Raw genomic sequence first — 19063 nt, forward strand, 5'->3', positions numbered from 1 at the left:
GGTCGGGCCTACACTCAGACCCGGGCTTCGCTCGACGGGCCAGCCCCGTCAGCGTTGCGAGGCCCCACACTCCAATGGCGACGTTGGGGGAAGCACCGCCGACCTGATCCCGCCTGGGGACGTAGCTGAAGGCCGCGCGCTACGTGCGAAAAGGTCAAGTGAACAGCATTGCATCTAAACCACTGGCCGGCGGCCCTGGATCAAGTTCAGAATGATCAGGATCAGCGCGATCACCAAGAGGACGTGGATGAATCCTCCAAGCGTGTACGATGTCACGAGCCCGGCCAGCCAGAGAAACAGCAGGATGAGCAAGATTGTCCAAAGCATGGGTCGTGGTTCCTCTCTCGTCTCGTTTCGATGGTGGCGCTGTCGACCGTGTACTTGCTCCATTCGCTAGAAGCATTCTTCGTGCCGCCGCTGGCCGCTTCCTACTTCGCTCCGGATCTCGGCAGTTGGTCAGAGCGGGCTTTGGGCACGATCGATGCATCACAATGGACCTAGCACATGGTCGGGGTGGCTCGACAGGACTGCCCGCGACCAAGGTGCAGCGGAACTCGACGCCCACGCTCGCATTCCTGCCTGGCGCGGGGTAGTAGTCGAACCCGTCCGCGTCATCGACGCGTCCGCGGCTGGTATAACGGACATCTTCGAGATTCTCGATCCTCACGTACATTAATGTCTCCATACGATGGCAGTGTCGAGCTGGTCTCACCACGATCCCACACGGTAGCCGATTGTGCCGGGTTGCCCTGTGCGACACGTTGTCGCAGGCCGTTGCGCGGCTGTGACAATTCGCCGCAGCCCCCATCTGTTCGATCGGTGGCACACTCGACCGGCATGAGCCGGATGGCCACGTCGCCTTCCGCCGAGACGGTCGTCCCTTCCGCGGCCATGCCGCATCTGCCGCCCGGCCGGTTCTTCGGCGGCATCGAACGCCAGTGGTCGAGCGCGCTCCTCAACGTCTCGATCGTCCGGCACGATGCCGCTCGATCCGTGCCCGAGCACAGTCATACGCACACGTTTATCATGCTGCTGCTCAAGGGGCGCTCCCGATCGGCCAGGAAATCGCACACCCGAACGTCGTTCATACAGTCGATCGTCCCCGTAATGCCGCCAGGAACGAACAGCACTTCGAGATCGCGGACACTCGTCGAACGTCTGGTTCGCCGCGATCGGCAAGCCGACGTCGGTCGAGACCGGTGACTTGTCCCGCCAGACGAGTTGGACGTTTCAGCGAAGGACGTTGAACACCGTCATGGGGCCGATGAGATCCAGCGCGACCATCCTCGGATACAGGAGCATCGCCACCTTTGGTGCATCCAGCGAGATGCTCATCATGTCGGCAGCCGGTGTTGTTTGAGCCCCCCGTGCGGGCACTGGCGCCCCAGAGCAGCGCAGGGCCAAGCGCAAGCAGGGGTGCGCGAGCGAAATGGGTGACGAGCGCTTGCATTGGCAGTCTCGCTCTGGCGGCGGCGGGTCTGCTGAGGAGCTACGAGGCGACCTCCCACTGGGACTTTCGGTGTCGACATGCACGCCGTTCGCGCGGCGTCATTCGCCCCTGTCGTCGGCCACATCACGGTTAGAGTTTGGTCGCCAATCGGCTGGGTGGAGCCGGCATGCTCTACAAGCGTCGCACCGTGTGGTGGTACGAGTTCGTCATCCGTGGTCAGCGGATTCGTGAGTCAACGTACTCGCGATCTCGTTCCCTCGCCCGTCGCGCGCTGGAGCATAGGAGAGGCGCCCGACGACACGCGTTATCCAAACGGACGATATGTGGTAAATCCTCCGTGAACTGATGGTTCTTGGGCTACTACCTAGCGTCCTGGATTCGCGGCCGGCCCGGTACCGCCTCGTGATTGAGTTGGTAGGGCGACTTCGCGGACCGTCGCCACGCCGTTACCCAGACATCCCGTAGCATCGCGGCCCCTTCGGCCAACCTCTCCGCCGTGAACGGCTTCGCTTCGGCTCGCTCGCGGCCCGATCCGAATGGCGCCTCGCTGTCCCATCGGTAGATCGTCTCGACATGGCCGTTGCACGCCGCGATGTATCTGGAGGATTCTTCCAGCCAATCGCCTAGCTCCACGGGCCTCTGCGTCAGCGCGGCCTCGACGTCGCGACCGTCGATGACACGGTCGACGTAGTCGGTCTCGTACCTCCCGTGAATACTGCGGTCCGTTGCATAGCCGTGTGGATTCGGCACCGACGGATGCCAGCCGAGCAGGTGAACCGAACAGTGCATGGGCTGGGACATATCGGTCACCCAATGCGCCAAGGCGCCCGCGATGAACAGAATGCTCTGTTCGAGCTGGCGCTTCTCCGTCCTTCGCTCCACTGTGTCTTCTCCCATACCGCGCCATCGTCGGAACGCGCCGCTGAGCATATCGGCCCACTCCTGAATCGCGTAGGGTGCGAGGCCAAATGGCGCAAGCGAGGGCCTGTCCGCGTCGAGCATTCCTGCCTCGATCAGCTCGACCAGAAAGAGATGCCTGTTGCGCGGCAGGACCTTGGGCGCGCGCTCGTAGCTGAAGAAATGATTCGGTCCGGATGTCTCCACCACTGCCGGAGACTCGGGCGTCCGCCAGCGATCGGGCTCTGTGCTGAGGAATCTGAGCTGTGGTCCCGCGGTTCGAAAGAACGCCGGCATGTCCGCGGGCAGAACGTTCATAGTCGCGGCGATCTGCATCCGGTGCCCTCTCAGGCCCCAAGGCTCGGCCACCGGCGCGTGGAGGAAGAGTGCCACCAAGCAGAGCGTGGTCATACGCGTCATGCGATGCTGTGCCATCGGCTGCTCCTGTAAACTGGTGTTTGACGTGCGGCTCAAAAAGAATACCGGACGCCGAGCTGAACCCGACGTCCAGGGCGCGCCCCCGTAATGCGCCCGAAATCGACGGCATCCTGACGGTTGACGACCGCGTCCGTGCATGCGTTGGTGCAGTTGGCGTTGACGGTGTTGAGCAGGTTGTCGCTCTCGACGAACAGCTCGAGGGCGTGCGAGTCGAGCCATCGCACTCGTCTGATGACACGGACGTCGACTTGCAGGAAGCGCGGCCCGACGACGGAATTCCTGGCCACGCCGATTTGGCGATCGTTCAGCACGAGGTCATTGTTGAGATCCACGCCCGCTCGCGGATCTATCGGATAGCCGCTGTTCCAGAAGGCCGTGGACGACAGCTCCCAGCCGTTGAAGAAGCGCAGGAAGCGGGTCTGGAACTGCGGCGCGTAGAGCGCGGCGAGGTTGAGAGTGTGCCGGGCGTCGCCGTTGAGATCCCCACGGTCAAAGCGGCGGTCTGCAGGATTCGACAGTGCACCGCCCTGCATTTCCCCATCGCCCACCGCGTGCGACCACGTCCACGTCGCAGATAACTGGAGACCCGCCGTGGACCGCCGGCGGACTGTCACGTCCAGCCCGTGGTAGTTGCTTTTTGCGCCAGACTCGAGGAGATTGATCGCGTTGAATCGGGTGTCCGGCCGGCCGCTCGCTCCTTGGAACACGGGCCGTCCGTCGGCGAGATCGCGAACGGGCTCCCCGAGGTTGATATCGCGTGCGTAGAGCCCGTCGCGATGTCCCCACCAGCTGTACTGGAGGGCGACGGTGAGATTGCGAACGAACTCGTGCTCGATGCCGATGCCGGCGTTGTGCCCGTACAGCGTCCGCAGCTCCGGCGAGAACGCCGTGACAGACGGTGCGACCGCCGGAAGGCTGGTCTCGGCCCCTGCGAGCAGCGATGGAAACGTCGGCGCTCCTGCGTCTGAACCCTGGACGACGTAAGTCTGTACGCGCCGTCCATTGTTGATTCCGGCATTGATCAGCAGGTTCAGACTCGGCGTGTCGTAGAAGACGCCGTAGAAGCCCCGGAGCACCGTGCGCCGGCTGCGGACGGGCAGCAGGCTGAAGCCGACGCGAGGCGCGATATTGGTGCGAGCGTCCTGCACATCTCGCGACAAGAGGTGCGGCGCCCGATCGTCCATCACGGGATAGAGGAGCGCCTCGTGGCGGATGCCGACGTTGACGGTGAACCTCGGCGAGATGCGCAACTCGTCCTGCGCAAACCACGTTAGGAAGTGAAAGCGGCGCGCGAGGCTCGAGTCGCCGAGCTGCTGTGTGAGCTGGCTATAGGTGTACGGCCGCCCGGTCGCCGGGTCGATGTCACCGCGGACCGTCTGGAGATACTGATCGAGCGGCGTGACCGGGCCCCGTCCGTCCGCGGCGGCGAGGCCGTTGAAGGTGAATGTCCGATTGAGCGCGTTGGTGACCGCCAGGCGGGTCGTCTGATAACCGAAACCGGCCTTGACCATGTGCCGACCCTTCGTCCACGTGAGGGTCTGGCTCGCGGTGGTGGACGTCTCGGTGCCCTCGTTGAAGGCCAGGGGATTCACACCAATGTTGGCGACGCTCTGAATATTGATGAAGGCGCCGTCAGGACCACTGGAACCGACTGGGCGTCTCGTCTCGGTCCGCGTGTTGAAGCTGAAGCGAGATTCGCTGAGCAGAGACGGCGTCAGCGTCGACACCCATTGAAGTGCGACCGTATTCTGCCGGTCTCTGTAATCCGTCGTGCGCGCGGGAATCGTCAGGCCGGTACGTCCCACCGGCTGCGCGTTTGAAAAGCGCCCGTACCGGACGAACCCACTGTTGCGCGGGTTGAGCTGAAAGTTCACCTTCGCGCTTGGCGAATGGTACGTCTCTCCGTACTCGGAGTCTGCGACGTCTTCGGCCGTGAGTCCGAGTGCTTGGGTATTCGCAGTCGTGATCGTCACCGGCTGCGGCTCGCGATAGGGGTTGTACTCGTCGTTGACGAAGAACCACACGCGGTCACGCACGATCGGGCCGCCGAGGTTGCCGGCAGCGAGCCACCAGGACTGCTCGGTCTTGGTGGCGGCCAGCGGAGGCCGCGCCGCCAGGCTATTCGGGCGATAGATGGTCATCCCCGATCCATGAAAGTCGTTCGTTCCCCCGCGCGTCACGATGTTGAGCGTCGCGCCGGCCGATCGCCCGAACTCCGCCGACTGGCCCCCCGAGAGCAGTTGCATCTCCTCGACGGCTTCCGGACTGACGACGCCGAGGCGGATCTGCCGGTCGAAGCGGCGTGACGTGGCGTCGATACCGTCGACCATCCAGGTCGTTCTCGCGAGGCCGCCCGTGAAGAACACCGTGGTCGCGGCATTTGAGCTCGGAACGCCCTTCACGCCCGGACCGATCAGGTGAAGGTTGTAGACATTGCGGGATGAAAGCGGAAGACGGCGCACCGCCCGTTCATTCAGAACTTCGCCCGAGCCGGTCGGCGTGGTCTGCACCATTGACGCATCGGCACGAACCGTAACGCCGTCGTCCACCCCGGCCAGCGACAGGGTCACGTCTACGCGGACGCTGCGGCCGACGTTCAACGTGATGCCTTCCTGGCGGTACTCGGCGAAACCCTGCGCCGAGACTGTCAGTGCGTAGGTGCCCACCCTCAAGAGCGTGAAGCGGAAGTGGCCGTCGGCGTCGGTCGATGTCTCGCGGCGCTGGTTCGTCGCGGGAGCAGTGACCACGACCGTTGCACCGGGGATCCGTGCCCCGGTCGCGTCGATGACGTACCCGTCGATCGCCGCGTCGGCGACGTTGCTCTGGGCCATGAGGACTCCAGCGTGGCCGAGAAGACAGATGAGCAGGAGCGTTGTTCTCATGGCGGCCAGTCTCGCGGATCGCGACAGGCGGGTGGTAGGTGGTTTGACAGTGTTTTGACCGTGTTTTGACCGTGAAGGCGTGACTTCGGCGATCGTGCGGCCCGCGCCGTTACATAGCCGTCACCGTATCGTGGCCTTCAATTTACCGACCGGCTCGAGGCTCGGCATTACAATCTGCTTCGTGGTCGAGGGTGCGGGTGATCGAAGGGCGCTCGTGGATCGCGTGCTCGCGAGTCGGCAGTTTGCGCGCTCGATCAAACTGTCCGCCTTCCTGCGTTTCGTCTGCGATAGCGCGATCGACGGAGCCATCGCGCAGGTGTCCGAACACAACATTGGCGTCCGGGTGTTCGGGCGCCCACCCGCCTACAACCCGGCCGAGGACAATATCGTCCGCTCCCAGGCAAGACTGCTCCGCCAGAGGCTGGATGCATATTTCGAGGGCGAAGGGCGGACGGAGGCCCTTCGAATCTCGATACCGAAAGGGGCGTATCGGCCCGTCTTCGAGCGACGGGCACTCGATGCAGCGGTCGGCAGCGCACCGCCAGTTGCTGGCGCGCGTGCCATGACGCGCCGCCGTGCGATGACCGTGGCGGCATCCCTCGCCGTGTCGGCCGGAGGCTACGCAGTGTGGCCCCGGGCTGCGGAGTCTCGTTCTGGGGCGCTCTGGCAATCGATCTTCAACAGGACGCGCAGCACGTTGATCGTGCCCGCGGATACCGGTCTCGTTCTGGCGCAGGATCTGGCGCAGCAGAGCGTGACCCTGGCTGATTACATCACCGGCGACTACGTGGCGAAGCTCGCGTCGCACGGCAGCATCTCGAGCGACCTGTTGCGGAGGATCGCTCGGCGGCGCTACAGCGGAGCAGTCGATGTCGCCGTGGCCTCCAGACTGATGACCCGTCCGGAGGCGTCTTCCGCGAAAGCCATGGTCCGCTATTCGAGGGACCTGCGCCTGGCTGAGTTCAAGGTGTCGAATGCCATTCTCCTGGGCGCGCCGCATTCGAACCCCTGGCTCCAGCTCTTCGGCAAGAAGTTGAACTTCTGGCTGGATCTCGACCTCGCGCAATCCGAGTTCATCGTACAGAACCGGTCGCCGCGCCCCGGGGAACAGCGCGAGTACCGGACGCACCTGAAGGACGCGCAGCGATCGGTGTGGGCCGTGCTGTCGTTCCTGCCGAATGTGGATGACGCCGGGCGTGTGCTCATGCTCGCGGGAGCGTCGACTGCCGGGACCGAGGCGGCCGCCGAGTTCCTGCTGAACGATGACGCGATGAACGCCTTCCTGGCTCGATCGCCAGCGTCTAATGGCGGACCCTCGTACTTCAACGTTCTGCTGGAAGCACACCCCGTGGCGGGGACGGCTCCACAGGCACGGCCGATCGCTTGGCGCTTCCTCTAGAGGCGATGGCGGGCACCACCTGCTGAATCGTCGCGCCGTGGCGGGCCGCCGTGAGCTTCAACGACTGCTCATTCTGATTATCAAGATGTCGTAATCAAATGAAGTCCCCCTGCCGACGGGCGACTCGACGCGTGCATCAGGGCTACCTTACACGGATACCCGCCAGGAGGCGCCGATCTGATCCAATCGGGTACGTGGCGAGCACAGAAGTGCACAATTGGATTGCTGTGCCAGTGTACTCCTGCTTGCCTCAACCGGAAGCAATGCAGATCGTTTTTAGTCCACCGGGTCGCGGCGCCAACTCTTTCGCTACTGTCGCGCCTCGTACGCCGCGACCGCCGGGCTAAGAACGCTCTGCATTGGACCGGTTTCCTGCGTAGTTGACGGAGCGTTATGAGACGTGTCCGCCGTCAGCAAGAGACAATAGGATCCCCTGCCAGCAGTCGCCACAAGGCCAGGCGCAGGGCATCGCCCACCACCCTGTACACTCCGGTTTCTGACCGGATGCTCATCTGATGGATCGCTTTGGGATCCGCGAAATTGCTCAATGTTTTTGTGAGTCTCGCTCTGCAAATCCAGAGGAAAGACAGATTCACCGACCAGAATTGTTCACAACCGCGATCGGAGCTAATTTCGCTAAGTTGTTGAAAAGATTGGCTCCTCAGGCTGGACTCGAACCAGCAACCCTCCGGTTAACAGCGTAATGCAGGTGGTCGGACTCGTGGGTTCTTCGGTGGTTTAGCTCGGGTGAGAACGGCGTATTCCCTGGTATTCGGCGCCAGATTGTTCACAAAATTGTTCACTGCAAGGATTGCGCATCTCAGCATGCGCGGGGCCTGCAGCGGTCAAGTCTCGCGCCGCACATCGTTCGCGGCCTTGTCTTCACGCAGGCCGCTGAACGCCGAGTGCCTGAGACGGCCGTCGGCTGTCCATTCTGCGAACCGGATGTGAGCGACTGCCGCGGGCTTCAGCCATTGCATCTGCTTCATCTCCTCGGGCGTCACGCCACCACCCCAATGAGTGGTGTTGCCAGTCGGAAGGTCGAAAAACGGACACTGCTTGGTACCCAGCTGCTGCAAACGCTGGAGCACCTCTCGTCGTACGTGCGGCGTGAATCCTGCTCGGACCTTGGCGGCGAACCGCAGGTCCCCGTCAACGTGGTAGCCGACTAGTAGCGCATCGACGCTATGCGGGCCAGGGCGATACCCTCCGATCACGAATTCCTGCTGCAGGTCGATGCGGTACTCAAGCCACAGTTCGCTGCCCGCGGCGAAGGTCAGTTGCGATGGCCAGCAGTCAACGGCTGTGTCCACGCCATCTCCCGCTCGCCCGGGCGGTTGCCGTTCGGGTGTGGCTTGCTGGAGATCACACGTGCGCGGACGTAGAGCTCGTCGCCGCGCAGCTTATACCGGCCAGACACGCCCCGCACGCGGTCGAACGTCACGCCGATGTCGTTGCTGTAGTTGTGCGACACCCGGCCCCCGGTGTCCGGCGGCACGTTCGTCACCGGCGTGCCGTTCAGGTCCACGCCGCGCCGCGTTCCGATGAACTCAATGGTATACTCGCCCCCCGCCTGCGGCTCGATATCGACCTGCAGCGTGCTGCCGGCGCGGGCAACCTCCCGCAGCATGACGCCGGTCGTGGCGTAGAAATCGCCACGCTGCATGGCCGACACGATCGAATCCGGTGTCAGCCGAGCCGCGCGCACCATGATCCAGCCAAGCCCGGCTTGCGCCTGACCTCGTTCGTCCTTCACCGTGCTGAATACGTGGGCGTCATCGGACACGACGGCGTAGAGCGTCGGCCGCCCTTCGGCCGCCCGCTTCGCCAAGACGATGTCCCAGAGAGGCTCCATGCCAACGTGCAGGTCGTCCCCGTGGCTGTTGAAGAAGTCGTCGACGTGGTACAGCTCGAAAAAACCCTCTCCCTTGCCGTACTGGACCGCGATCAGGTCTTCGACGGTCATGCCGAATCGATAATTGGGATGGTTGATCTGAGCGATGATCCGGCGCCCGGTGGCAACGCCCTGATCGTGCACGGCGTTGAGGTTGTTCTGCAGGACCTCGAGGGTGCTCTCCCCGCCGCGCGGCTCGATGACGCTCTGCAAATTGATGCCGTTCACGTGCACGTTGTGAGGCGCCGTGATCTCCTCGCCCTGGATGAACATGAACTCGCCAGCCTGCTCGAACAGGTGGCGGAACTCGTCCAGGGTCCTGAGGCGCACCTGCTTCTTGGTGCCCTGTCCCCGCACTTGCACCCAATCGTCCCCGAAGTGCTCGCGATATGACGCGAGCGCCGCTTCGAGCCCGCTGAAATTGGTGTGGAACGGATACCAGAACGTGGGCCATGGGTAGTACCACTCGTCCCCGGACTGGCGTCCCGTCAACCCATAGTCGATCGGCCCCTGCTGCAGGATGTTGTGGTCGCTGAGGACCAGGAAGTTGTAGCCGTGCTCGACGTACCAGGCGGCCACCACCTCTGGCGGCGCGTCCCCCTCGCTCCACCAGGTGTGCGTGTGGGTGTTGCCCTTCCACCAGCGCGGCGCCTCCGCCCGGTAGTCACCGCAGAACACGGCGCCGCCTGTCTGCTGGGCCGCCACGCCGCCCCCCGCCGCGATCATTCCCCCAGCGGCGAGCGCCAGCGTCAGCGCAGTCGCCCTCAGGCGGCGCGTCATACGCCCGCCGTCTCGAGATGCCATCACGTCGTCGTCTCCTACTGCAGTTGGCATGAGAGCAGGTCGGCGTCTCAGAACGTGTAGCGCAGGCCGAGCTGCACGGTGCGCCCGCCGCCGCCTTCCGTGTTGTCGGTCGAGAGGATCTGACCCACGGCCGGGCTCGTGATGTCGGCGACCGGCAACCCGAACGCGGGATGGTTGAACAGGTTGATGAACGTCGCTTGGAAGCGGAGGCGCTGGTGTCCTGCCCACGGTCCGAACTCTTTGTAGACGCCGAAGTCCATGACCCAACGCCCCGGGCCCTCGAGGCTGAACGGCTTGACATTCCCGAATGTCCCGTTGGCGGGAATGGCATAGGCCGCCGCGTCGAACCATCGCTCGATGGTCCGCTCGTCTCCCGACAGCGTCCCGTCGCCGATGGCGTCGGCTCGGCCGCCGAACCGCTGTGTGTTGGAGGTGTCAACGCCGCTGAACGTCGGCGTGAAGAAGAGCCCGCTCTGAGCGGCGAAGAACCCGCTCACCTGCCATCCGCCCGCGACCCACTGCAGCAGTCCGTTCCAATCGGCCCCGAAGTGGCGATCGCGCCCGAACGGCAGCTCCCAGATGTACTGCGCGGTGAACCGCTGGCGGGGGATGTACGGCGTGTTGCCCCGGTCGCGCGCGAAGTTGTACCGATCCTCATTCTGGCCGCCGAAATAGGTGAACGCGTCGCCGACGTCGCGCTGCACGCTGTAGGTAACGTCGAACAGAAAGCCGCTCGAGAAGCGCTTGGACAACGCGGCGGTCAAGCCGTTGAACGAACTGCTGCCCCGGAACTCCGCGATGGGGATATCGCGATAGAGTGGATAGGGACGGCGTGACTGGTCGAACGGGTCCGTGCTCGCCGTCGGCTGGTTCAGGTTCGAGTACACCCCGAGATTCGTGTTCCTGTTCCCTTGGTAAGACAGCCGCATGGAGAGATTGGGGCGCAGCTCGTGCTCGAACGACACGTTCCACTGCTGGGAATAGGCAACCGGCCTACCGCGCTGCTGGGTCGAGACCGACAGCGCACCGGGGGCAATCGGCTGCGTCCCACCGCCAGCCGGAAACACCTGCGGGAGCTGAAACAGCGGACCATTGGGCCCGATGGTGTTATCGAACGTCTCGCTGACGGCGTAGAGCCCGCCGCCAATGGCCGAGAACAGATTGGCGTTGTCCGTCGCATACACGCCGTAGCCGGCGCGCACGACGGTGCGCGCGTCGCCGAACGGCCGCCAGGCCACACCCACGCGTGGATACCAGTGCTTGTTGCGCTGGTCGATGATCCCTTTCTCGTCGAAGCCGACGTCGCTCGCGAGGAGCACTGGTACGAGCGCTCTCACGCGCGGGTCGAGAAGCTCTCGCTGCTGGTCGGTGGGGACAACGATACTGCCCGTCGCGGGATCGAAGATCGATACGAGATTGAAGGTGTCCTCGATCGCCTCGGGGTTTCGCTCGAAGCGCAGGCCGAGGTTGAGCGTGAGGGTTTCGCTGAGCCGGAAGTCGTCCTGCACGAACCAGTGGACTTGGGTGATCTCTCGGCTGGTGTCGTAGGCGCGGGCAATGCGGCTCGTCGTCTCCGGAAGCCCCAGGAGAAAGTCCCCCATCCCCAGCCCGGTATACGTCCCGGTGAAGTCCAGACTCCCGAAGACGTCTTGCAGCTCGGGCAATTGCTGGTTCAGGGTCATTGGCCGGATGAGCGTCCCGGCCTTGACCGTGTGGCGTCCTGCCATCCACGTCAGCGAATTGGAAATGTGCCAGACGCGATCCTCTCGGATGGGTACTCTGGGCGAGCCGATGCTCGACAGCCCGGTGATCGAGAGCGCCGGGGCCGTGGCCACGTGGGGCAGCGTGATGTCGTAGCCTGTGAGCCCAAGCTGCTGCACCGCCGCGGCGCCATCGAGATCACCAGACGATTCATCCGGCGCAAGGCTCCATCCGATCCGCGCCTCGTTGAGCAGTCGCGGCGACAGGACCCACGTGTGGCTGGCCGAGGCCCCCCAGGTGGGGTTGAGGCGTTTGATCTCTCCCCAGACGGGAACCGGCGCGCTCAGGTTGTTATAGTCGGTGAACGTCTGTCGGAGCACCCGCGCCATCAGGTTGCTGGTGTTGGAGAACTTGTGGTCGACGCGGATATTGTAGTGCTGGAGTCGCGTGTTGCGGTTCACGGTCTCGTTGAAGAAGCCAAAGTTCTCGTCGCGCGCCACGTTCGGCTGCGGCAGGTAGAAGTCCATCATGTTCCGTACCGCGTCGGGAATGCGGTCCACGGGGATGCGATTCCCCGGGAACAGCTCGTTGGTCAGCGGATCACGCACCGTGCCGAGACCCGAGAAGTCGCCGCCGCGGAGCTTGTCGGTGGGCACCAGCAGGTTGTACTGGCGTGGCACGGTGTTGCGCTCCTGCTGCACGTCCGCGAAGAAGAACGTCCGATTGCGCAGGATCGGCCCGCCGAGCGTCCCACCCACCCGATGATTCAGGTCACCGGTCGGCGACGTCGTCGCGAAGTAGTCGCGCGCGTTCCATTCGGGGTGGGACAGGTACCACCAGAACGAGCCCGCGACCTGGTTGCTCCCCGACTTCGAGACCACCGAGTACGTCGCCGCGAACGGATTCTCGGCAGACTGGTTGACGACCGTATACGAGACTTCGCGGACGGCATCGAGTGATGGCGAGAAGTAGTAGCCTCCCCCGAGACCGCCGTTCATGTTGTTGACGGTGATTCCGTCAAAGGACTGGTTGATCTGTGTGTTGCCCAGACCCGCGACGCTCCATTCGAAGCTGCCCGACATCGAAAACGCTCCGGGAATGTAGCGCGCGAGGTTGAGCGTCCCCAGTTGGTTGTAGGGCAGATCCAGGATCTTGCGCTCTGGAATCGTCAGATTCAGCCGGCCTGTCTCGGTGTCGAAGGGCACTTGGCCCCCGGCGGCCACCTCGACCGTCTCTGTGACTTCCCCGATGATGAGACGGAAATCGATTCGTACCGTCGAATCAGCGGCCAGCATCACGCCTGTGCGCTCCGCGACTCGAAAGCCGCTCTTCTGCGCTCGTACGCGATACTCTCCAGCCGGCAACAACGCAATGGTGTACGTCCCGTCGGCCGTGGACTGCACCGAACGTGTCAACCCTGTCGCCACGTTGCGCACCTGCACGTCGACCGCCGGGAGGGCGGCGCCGGATTCGTCGGTCGCCAACCCTATCAGATTGGCCGATTGCGATTGCGCGTTCGCCTGACCGATCGCGCAGAAGAGCATCCCGAGCGCAAGGATTCCTCGGCCCAGTCTCGCTATTTCCTTCCGTGTGCACATGATTAGGCTTGCTCCATCAACCGTTGGAGGTCGTAATCGAGTCGTGTCAAAGACGAGAGGAGGCACCCCAGCATTCGGAGCACTGCCTCGTCATCGCCGCCAGCGAGCGCGGCGCGGCGACCGGATGACACCAGCAGGTCCGAGAGTTGCCGCTCCACCTCAATCACATCGCGAAACACCTCAGGACCCGACAGGCTCGGGCGTTCGTCAGTGGAAGGCGCTTCGCTCTCGAGAATGGCTTCGTTCCCGCGAGCGTTCTGAGCCGCGACCGCGACCGACTTCAACGCGCGCCGCAGGCTCACGACGCGGCCACGGATCGAGGTGACATGGTCGTGTGTCATCTCCTGAAGACGCAGGCGGGACGGTTCCGCAAGCGCGCCTCGCGTCCCTGGCGGATAACGTTCCGTGAGCCGGCGCAAGGCCCACGCTTCGGCGACTCCCGCCTCTGCCTCGCCGTTCACCTCCTGCACGAACACATTCACCGCCCGAGCGCGAGCCATCGCGTGGCCGTCCGTCGTCTCTGCATCGTCGTGCCCGGCCCGGAGGTAGGCATCGATGAATCGCCAGAGAGGCGGGTCGCCCACCGCGTCGACGGACACCGGACTGTCTGAGAGGGGCAGAGGTGACGTGACGACAGATTGAGGAGTTGGACGGACTGCCGCCGCACGGTTAGCCTGCACCAGGGAGAGGCGCACGTGCGGGATCTGGCTCATGACCCCAGTGATGGCCGTGAACCGATCCGCCGTGTCGACCACACCACAGATCTCGATGTGCTGGGAGCGACGAATGACGTCGACCTGCTCGCCGAGGTCGGCGCGGAGCTGATGCAACGCGAACAACGCCCGGATTTCGATGTCACGCAACTCCGCTGATGACAGGATTGGCGGCGGCGGCGCTTTAGTTGGTGGCACAGGTTCGTCGAAGAACGTGTCCGGCAAGAGCTCGCGGGATACGACGTTGGCGTGATACTCGATCAAGTGGAAGCGCTCAACGTCTCCATCGCTCGTCTGCACGCGGAGCACCTGCTCGACGGGATGCCAATCCGATGTACGCAGAAGCACGGACGCCTCGACGACCCGACCCGCCATTTGCGGTCTTGGCGCCAGTATGTGGATGCGGACGGCTGGCCCCATATCCGTGGTCTGCACCCGCTCGACGCGTTCTTTCGTGTCCTCGCCTGCAAGCAGCTGCGCACGCCAGTGGGCGAACGCCACCGCTGAGAGCGGTGGGCCTTTGTCCAACCCATTGCGCGCCAACGTCTCCAGATAGCGGCTGACAACGGCCCGTTGGGCTGGTCGCTCGGTGGCGAAGCGACGAACTTCCCCAGCCGAATTCGACCACGACTCCCACAGCACCTGGCGGCGAGCGCCACCCTTGGCTGTGCGCAGTTCGATACGTTGATGCACGATAGGCCGCGACGTTGACGACCACCACCCGACCTCGGCCTGCTCCGCACGCGACAAGGCTTCATCCGCGGAGACCGTCACGGCACTCCACCAGAACGACGCCGTGACGACCACGGCCAACGTCGACAGCACCGCCGCCAGCGGCCAGCGCCGGTGCGAGTGCTCGGGGAGTGTCAGACGGAGCCAGTCACTCCGTGCCGCCATTAGCGCCCGCATGCGAAGTTCGGCACGGGCGCTGACGAGCAGTCGTTCCCGCGATTCATCGGACGTTGGCGGCACGGTCCATGTCGCCAGGTCACGCAAGGGAGCCTCATCGGGGGGCGACTCTGGCAGCGCGCCGGTCGCGGCCCGGTCCTGGCGAGGGTGCGCCGGTGAGGGAAAGCTCAGCAGCGTATGCCAGCGTTGCTCGCTCATGCCCGGCTCCGCTGACGGCTTTCCGAGCTCCGCAAGGCGTCTCGGATCAAGATCCGTCGCAGCGCTGCACGCGCACGATGCAGACGCGCCTTGAGGGTGCCGATGTCCGCCCCCGCGACCGCGGCGGCTTCCGCGAGTGACACCCCTTCGTAATCCACGAGCACGAGCGCCTCACGCTGCAGCATCGGCAGGGTTGCGACCGCAGCGCGTACGCGCTCTCGCACTTCGTTGCGCAGCAGATGGCGGAGCGGGTCGGGTCGCGTGCCATCCGGGACGGCCTCGTCGGCGACGTCGACGCCTTCACCTCTCGACCGACGCCGCCGCGCTGCGAGTGACAGATGCCTCGTGATGGCGAGCAGGAACGTTCGCAAGGACGCTCGCGCGGGGTCGAAGCGTTCGGGTCGCCGCACGAACGTCATGAAGCACTCGTGGCGGATATCCTCCGCGAGGCCAACGTCGCCAAGCATGCGATACGCGACCCGATAAATCGCGTCGCCGTATCGCTCGTACACCACGAGAAAGGCCGGCTCATCGCCCTGAGAGATTCGCGCTACGAGTTCGCTGTCCGTCATCCCGTACTCTCTAGTAATTGCTCCGACAGACCCAAAGGGTACGGGTAGTGCCGTAAACTCGGCGTAAAAGTTCGGTGAGGTCCCGCGCATCACGGACGATCGCGGGTGAGGCAGGCCAAGCTATGCTGTTGGTGCTCGGATCGAGCCTTCAGCGTACGTCAGCAGTGTCGGATCATTGCAACGCACGCGCCACGGGAGGCTTCGTCGGGTCCACTCTATTCGTGTTCGTGACGCACGCCGTGTACGTCCAGACCTACCACACGGCGGCGGTGAGTCTCCTGCGTGCACCACACCGATCGCCGAGAAGCGCTGATCAGCGATTGCGAGATCGGTCTGACGGCGAAGACGAGACCACGACGCGATGGACGACCTCGCATGGCGTTCGCACATTCGTCAGAGAAGAGACGCGGAAGGCTCGCCTTGAGCGCCTCTGGCTGGTGCGGGTTCCGAAAATTCTGACGACGTCCTCTCCGGCAACTCTGGCCACCTGCCGCTAGCGCTACGGGTGGGTCGGCCATCAACGCCGAGGCCTTTCGCGACATCGTGCTGCAGGCGTTGACAGGATCCGACGCTGCGATCGTGCGCCGACGTGACGCTCGTGCCTGACAAACAGGTCGAGACGCTGGTGATGCATGGCGGAACGAACTCGCCATGAAGGGTGTCAGGAATGAGGTCGTCACCAGACAGCCATGCGAGCGTACACTCCGGTTTCTGACCGGATGCTCATCTGGTGGCTCGTTCGAGGATCGGAGAAATTGCTAATGTTTTTGCGAGTCTCGCGTTGCGGATCCAGAGACAGACGGGATTCGCCGAACAAAATTGTTCACAACCCCGATCGGAGCGGATCTCGCTAAGTTGTTGAAAATATTGGCTCCTCAGGCTGGACTCGAACCAGCAACCCTCCGGTTAACAGCGTAATGCAGGTGTTCGGACTCGTGGGTTCTTCGGTGGTTTAGCTCGGGTCAGAAGGCGGTATTCCCCGGTGTTCGGCGCCAAATTGTTCACAGATTGTTCACAGAGCCCCGGGGTGGAGCACCTCAGTCGCCACCCCTTGCGCACGCTTCAGCGTCGGTCGACGCACGCTCCTTCCGTCACGCGCGCGTCCATCCGGACTCACGCCAGACCCGCCGATCGCGCTCGATCTCGGCCCTGCCGCGCGTGTGCAGGCCTCCTCACCGAGCAGCCCTCGCGCGAACGCCTCGGCCTCGGGCCTCGTGCCGCTCCTCTTCGAGCATCCGCCGCGGCCAGTAGGCCGACACTTACCAGAAGATCGCCGCCGCTGGCACAACGAGCCCCAGCCAGGCGTCGCCGGTGAGCGCCCAGACAACCGGCAGGCTGCTAGCGCCAGGACCCACGCGCCGATGTTCCGCCACAGATCGCCGCGCCCGTGGCCGTGCCACAGGGGCCCGAGCTCGTGCGCGAACACATAATCCTGCGCACTGGCGTCGAGCGTGAGGACGCGCGGGTTCACGACGACAAGACGGCCATCCACCATCGTAGAGGCCCATTCGCGTCGGACGCTGGCATGCCACTCCGGAAACGACAGGACGCGCGCGTCCGGGAGACGTTGGCCAGTCGGACATTCTGTCCACACCCATCGTCGCAGCGGCCTTCGCGCTCCTACGCCGGCAAGACCCAATGCCCGCTGGCACGAATCGCGTCGTACATGGCATCCGGGGCCAGGTCCGCGCCGTTAGGCCAGGTCACGGCGCCCAACTCGATGCGCACCTGTCGGAAACAGGCTGGGTCGCGCAGCGGCTCGAAAAGTGTCCCGTCGATAGCTGGGCTCTCGATGAACGCACGAAGCTGTACGTCTCCGGCCGTCCCGTCGACGAAGACCACGTGCAGGCGGAAGTCCTCGTCCGGGCGCACGGAAACGATCCGCCAAGGTGCAGCTGACCGAGGGGGCGGCGCTACTCCAGCGGGGGAATGGGGTTGGGTGGTTTCAATTGGCGGCATAGCTCCCAATCCTCCATCAACGAATCCCGGTTCGTCACAGCCCATTCGAGCACCAGCGCCAGGGCGCGGCGCGGGAGATGTCCTCGCATGACGCGAAGCTCTCGAATGTCGATGATGGCCTCGTATTCGCCGTACGTCGCATGGAAGTGCGGCGGCCCGTGTTCTCGCCAGAACATCTGCACGACGATGCCAAAGAACACGCTGATCGTCGGCATCCGTCACGACACCGAGGAGGCTGGACGAACCAGAACGGGCTCCACGTCACGAGTCTACGCAAAACAGCTCGGGAGCGCCATCCCGCATGAGGGGCAGCGCCTGATGTTCGCCGAGCCTCAAGGCGGCCGCAGGGTCAGGACAGAATCTGACCGCGAGCTGAACCGAGCCCGGTCCCCCAGTCCCCTGCTTCGACCGAACATCCGCGTCGACCACGAAACAGCTTGCTATTGAACCAGGCGACCGGGTCGGCGAACAGCGGCTGATTGAAGACGTCGAACAGCTCACGCCGCAACTGCAGCCGTACCGCGCTGGTGCGGGTGGTGCTCTCGACGCAGCAGCACGTCCACCTGCCACGCGTCGAACCCGCAGACGGATTGGCGCTCGAGATTGCCTGCCCGCCGATAGGTCGGCGACTAGCAAGCTGTGGTGGTACCCGCTCGAGGTTATCCGACATTGGCCGATCCCTTTCTTCGTGGCCGGCGCAACTGATAGTGTGTGGGCGCCGTCGACGTTACACGGCTGCAGCTCGCGACGGCTGCTGGAGCAATCTAGGAAGGTTCTCGAGATGAGCACAATCCTCCACTCGATGTTCTTGTTCGTGACCGCCGGGCTCTGCGAGATCGGCGGAGGCTATTTCGTCTGGCAGTGGTGGCGTCACGGCGCGGCCGTCTGGATAGGCGTCGCGGGGTGCGTTCTGTTGGTCCTCTACGGTTTCGTTCCCACGTATCAGCCCGCGCACTTCGGGCGAGTGTACGCGGCGTACGGGGGCGTCTTTGTCGTGCTCTCACTCCTGTGGGGTTGGTGGGTCGACGCCGTGGCACCGGACGGGTTCGATGTGCTCGGGGCAATCGTGTGTCTGCTCGGAGTGGGCCTGATCATGTACGCGCCGCGATGAGTGGGGATCCGCGTCGCATCAGGGAGGTGGCGGCCGTGGTGTTGGTGTGGCCGGGCCTCGTGATGAGAACTCCCGATCAATGTCGTCGCGAATCGCCGACAGTGGTTTACCGCGCTTGTGCCACAGCATGACGTCGCCGGTAATGTCGGGACCAACGGGACAGGTCTGACCATGACGGTCCCACTCGCTGACACGCCCATCTGCGGAGCGATGCCTGACATAGCAATCGAGATTGCTGCGGTGGCCCTGCGATCGACAGCCGCAATAGCACGGAATGTATTGCAGCAGCTCCGCGTTCCTTCCTGCAAAGGCGTAGATGGTGCGTTCCACGTCGATCCGTAACATTCTTGGGCCATTCACCACCGGGAGGGAAGGCCATGAGGGATCCCACGGGATAGATCCCCATAGGCTCCCTTCCGCCAGAAATCGGTCGCGTCGTAGCGTCGTGACGATCATGATCACGACGAAGACGGCAAGCGCCACGGCCATGAGGATACCCGCCTGCACGTTGGACCCGCGCGCGTTGTGGCGCCGTTGA

General features: G+C 64.0%; 16 protein-coding genes and 1 pseudogene. 4 read left to right on the plus strand and 13 right to left on the minus strand.

Annotated features, from left to right (window positions below; translation table 11 throughout):
• Positions 1–174: 174 nt before the first annotated feature.
• Positions 175–327, minus strand: a complete 153-nt coding sequence (locus tag GEV06_24455) for a lmo0937 family membrane protein (GenBank protein ID MPZ21025.1) — start codon at positions 325–327, stop codon at positions 175–177.
• Positions 328–819: 492 nt separating this feature from the next.
• Between GEV06_24455 and GEV06_24460 the strand changes: the two genes are divergently transcribed.
• The gene (locus GEV06_24460; GenBank protein ID MPZ21026.1) at positions 820–1203 is read left to right on the plus strand and encodes a hypothetical protein; all 384 of its coding nucleotides are present in this window, start codon (positions 820–822) and stop codon (positions 1201–1203) included.
• A 203-nt stretch (positions 1204–1406) separates the two neighbouring features.
• Positions 1407–1511: pseudogene (locus GEV06_24465) on the plus strand (DJ-1/PfpI family protein).
• 299 nt (positions 1512–1810) lie between these two features.
• On the opposite strand, the gene GEV06_24470 reads toward GEV06_24465, so the two are convergent.
• Positions 1811–2782 (minus strand): hypothetical protein, encoded by a 972-nt coding sequence (locus GEV06_24470; GenBank protein ID MPZ21027.1) that lies wholly within the window; start codon positions 2780–2782, stop codon positions 1811–1813.
• A 35-nt stretch (positions 2783–2817) separates the two neighbouring features.
• Positions 2818–5667: a TonB-dependent receptor plug domain-containing protein gene (locus GEV06_24475; protein ID MPZ21028.1), complete on the minus strand. Its 2850-nt coding sequence runs from the start codon at positions 5665–5667 to the stop codon at positions 2818–2820.
• A 79-nt stretch (positions 5668–5746) separates the two neighbouring features.
• Here GEV06_24475 and GEV06_24480 point away from each other — a divergent pair, with 79 nt between their 5' ends.
• The gene (locus GEV06_24480; GenBank protein ID MPZ21029.1) at positions 5747–7066 is read left to right on the plus strand and encodes a hypothetical protein; all 1320 of its coding nucleotides are present in this window, start codon (positions 5747–5749) and stop codon (positions 7064–7066) included.
• 845 nt (positions 7067–7911) lie between these two features.
• Here GEV06_24480 and GEV06_24485 read toward each other — a convergent pair.
• From GEV06_24485 to GEV06_24525, 9 genes are all read right to left on the minus strand, one after another.
• Positions 7912–8379 carry a hypothetical protein gene (locus tag GEV06_24485; protein ID MPZ21030.1) on the minus strand — a complete coding sequence of 156 codons (468 nt, stop codon included), beginning with the start codon at positions 8377–8379 and terminating at the stop codon, positions 7912–7914.
• A complete protein-coding gene (locus tag GEV06_24490; GenBank protein MPZ21031.1) occupies positions 8343–9764 on the minus strand; it encodes a hypothetical protein in 1422 nt (473 codons plus the stop codon). Before GEV06_24490 ends, GEV06_24485 begins: the two co-directional genes overlap by 37 nt.
• A gap of 47 nt (positions 9765–9811) precedes the next feature.
• Positions 9812–13063 carry a hypothetical protein gene (locus GEV06_24495; GenBank protein MPZ21032.1) on the minus strand — a complete coding sequence of 1084 codons (3252 nt, stop codon included), beginning with the start codon at positions 13061–13063 and terminating at the stop codon, positions 9812–9814.
• 2 nt (positions 13064–13065) lie between these two features.
• Positions 13066–14883, minus strand: coding sequence for a hypothetical protein (locus GEV06_24500; protein MPZ21033.1), 1818 nt, complete (start codon positions 14881–14883; stop codon positions 13066–13068).
• Entirely contained in the window at positions 14880–15545 is a 666-nt protein-coding gene (locus GEV06_24505; protein MPZ21034.1) for a sigma-70 family RNA polymerase sigma factor, read from the minus strand. The genes GEV06_24500 and GEV06_24505 overlap by 4 nt, the downstream gene beginning before the upstream one ends.
• A gap of 922 nt (positions 15546–16467) precedes the next feature.
• Positions 16468–17049, minus strand: coding sequence for a hypothetical protein (locus tag GEV06_24510; GenBank protein ID MPZ21035.1), 582 nt, complete (start codon positions 17047–17049; stop codon positions 16468–16470).
• A 26-nt stretch (positions 17050–17075) separates the two neighbouring features.
• A complete protein-coding gene (locus tag GEV06_24515; GenBank protein MPZ21036.1) occupies positions 17076–17414 on the minus strand; it encodes a DUF2442 domain-containing protein in 339 nt (112 codons plus the stop codon).
• Positions 17369–17629 (minus strand): DUF4160 domain-containing protein, encoded by a 261-nt coding sequence (locus GEV06_24520; GenBank protein MPZ21037.1) that lies wholly within the window; start codon positions 17627–17629, stop codon positions 17369–17371. The genes GEV06_24515 and GEV06_24520 overlap by 46 nt, the downstream gene beginning before the upstream one ends.
• Before the next feature lie 134 nt (positions 17630–17763).
• Positions 17764–18084, minus strand: a complete 321-nt coding sequence (locus GEV06_24525; GenBank protein MPZ21038.1) for a hypothetical protein — start codon at positions 18082–18084, stop codon at positions 17764–17766.
• Between the two features lie 111 nt (positions 18085–18195).
• Here GEV06_24525 and GEV06_24530 point away from each other — a divergent pair, with 111 nt between their 5' ends.
• Positions 18196–18525: a YnfA family protein gene (locus tag GEV06_24530; GenBank protein MPZ21039.1), complete on the plus strand. Its 330-nt coding sequence runs from the start codon at positions 18196–18198 to the stop codon at positions 18523–18525.
• Between the two features lie 18 nt (positions 18526–18543).
• Here the strand turns inward: GEV06_24530 and GEV06_24535 are convergent.
• On the minus strand, positions 18544–19063 hold a 520-nt coding region (locus GEV06_24535), incomplete at its 5' end, for a hypothetical protein (GenBank protein MPZ21040.1).

The sequence above is a fragment of the Luteitalea sp. genome (genome assembly GCA_009377605.1).
In the GTDB taxonomy this organism is placed as follows: Bacteria; Acidobacteriota; Vicinamibacteria; order Vicinamibacterales; family Vicinamibacteraceae; genus WHTT01.

What these genes read in the sequence shown, in the direction of transcription:
- GEV06_24495 (MPZ21032.1), bottom strand. Translation starts at nt 13,063, where the DNA reads ATGTGCACACGGAAGGAAATAGCGAGACTGGGCCGAGGAATCCTTGCG.
- GEV06_24475 (MPZ21028.1), bottom strand. Translation starts at nt 5,667, where the DNA reads ATGAGAACAACGCTCCTGCTCATCTGTCTTCTCGGCCACGCTGGAGTC.
- GEV06_24520 (MPZ21037.1), bottom strand. Translation starts at nt 17,629, where the DNA reads ATGCCGACGATCAGCGTGTTCTTTGGCATCGTCGTGCAGATGTTCTGG.
- GEV06_24530 (MPZ21039.1), top strand. Translation starts at nt 18,196, where the DNA reads ATGAGCACAATCCTCCACTCGATGTTCTTGTTCGTGACCGCCGGGCTC.
- GEV06_24525 (MPZ21038.1), bottom strand. Translation starts at nt 18,084, where the DNA reads ATGTCGGATAACCTCGAGCGGGTACCACCACAGCTTGCTAGTCGCCGA.
- GEV06_24470 (MPZ21027.1), bottom strand. Translation starts at nt 2,782, where the DNA reads ATGGCACAGCATCGCATGACGCGTATGACCACGCTCTGCTTGGTGGCA.
- GEV06_24490 (MPZ21031.1), bottom strand. Translation starts at nt 9,764, where the DNA reads ATGGCATCTCGAGACGGCGGGCGTATGACGCGCCGCCTGAGGGCGACT.
- GEV06_24515 (MPZ21036.1), bottom strand. Translation starts at nt 17,414, where the DNA reads ATGCCGCCAATTGAAACCACCCAACCCCATTCCCCCGCTGGAGTAGCG.
- GEV06_24455 (MPZ21025.1), bottom strand. Translation starts at nt 327, where the DNA reads ATGCTTTGGACAATCTTGCTCATCCTGCTGTTTCTCTGGCTGGCCGGG.
- GEV06_24500 (MPZ21033.1), bottom strand. Translation starts at nt 14,883, where the DNA reads ATGAGCGAGCAACGCTGGCATACGCTGCTGAGCTTTCCCTCACCGGCG.
- GEV06_24505 (MPZ21034.1), bottom strand. Translation starts at nt 15,545, where the DNA reads ATGCGCGGGACCTCACCGAACTTTTACGCCGAGTTTACGGCACTACCC.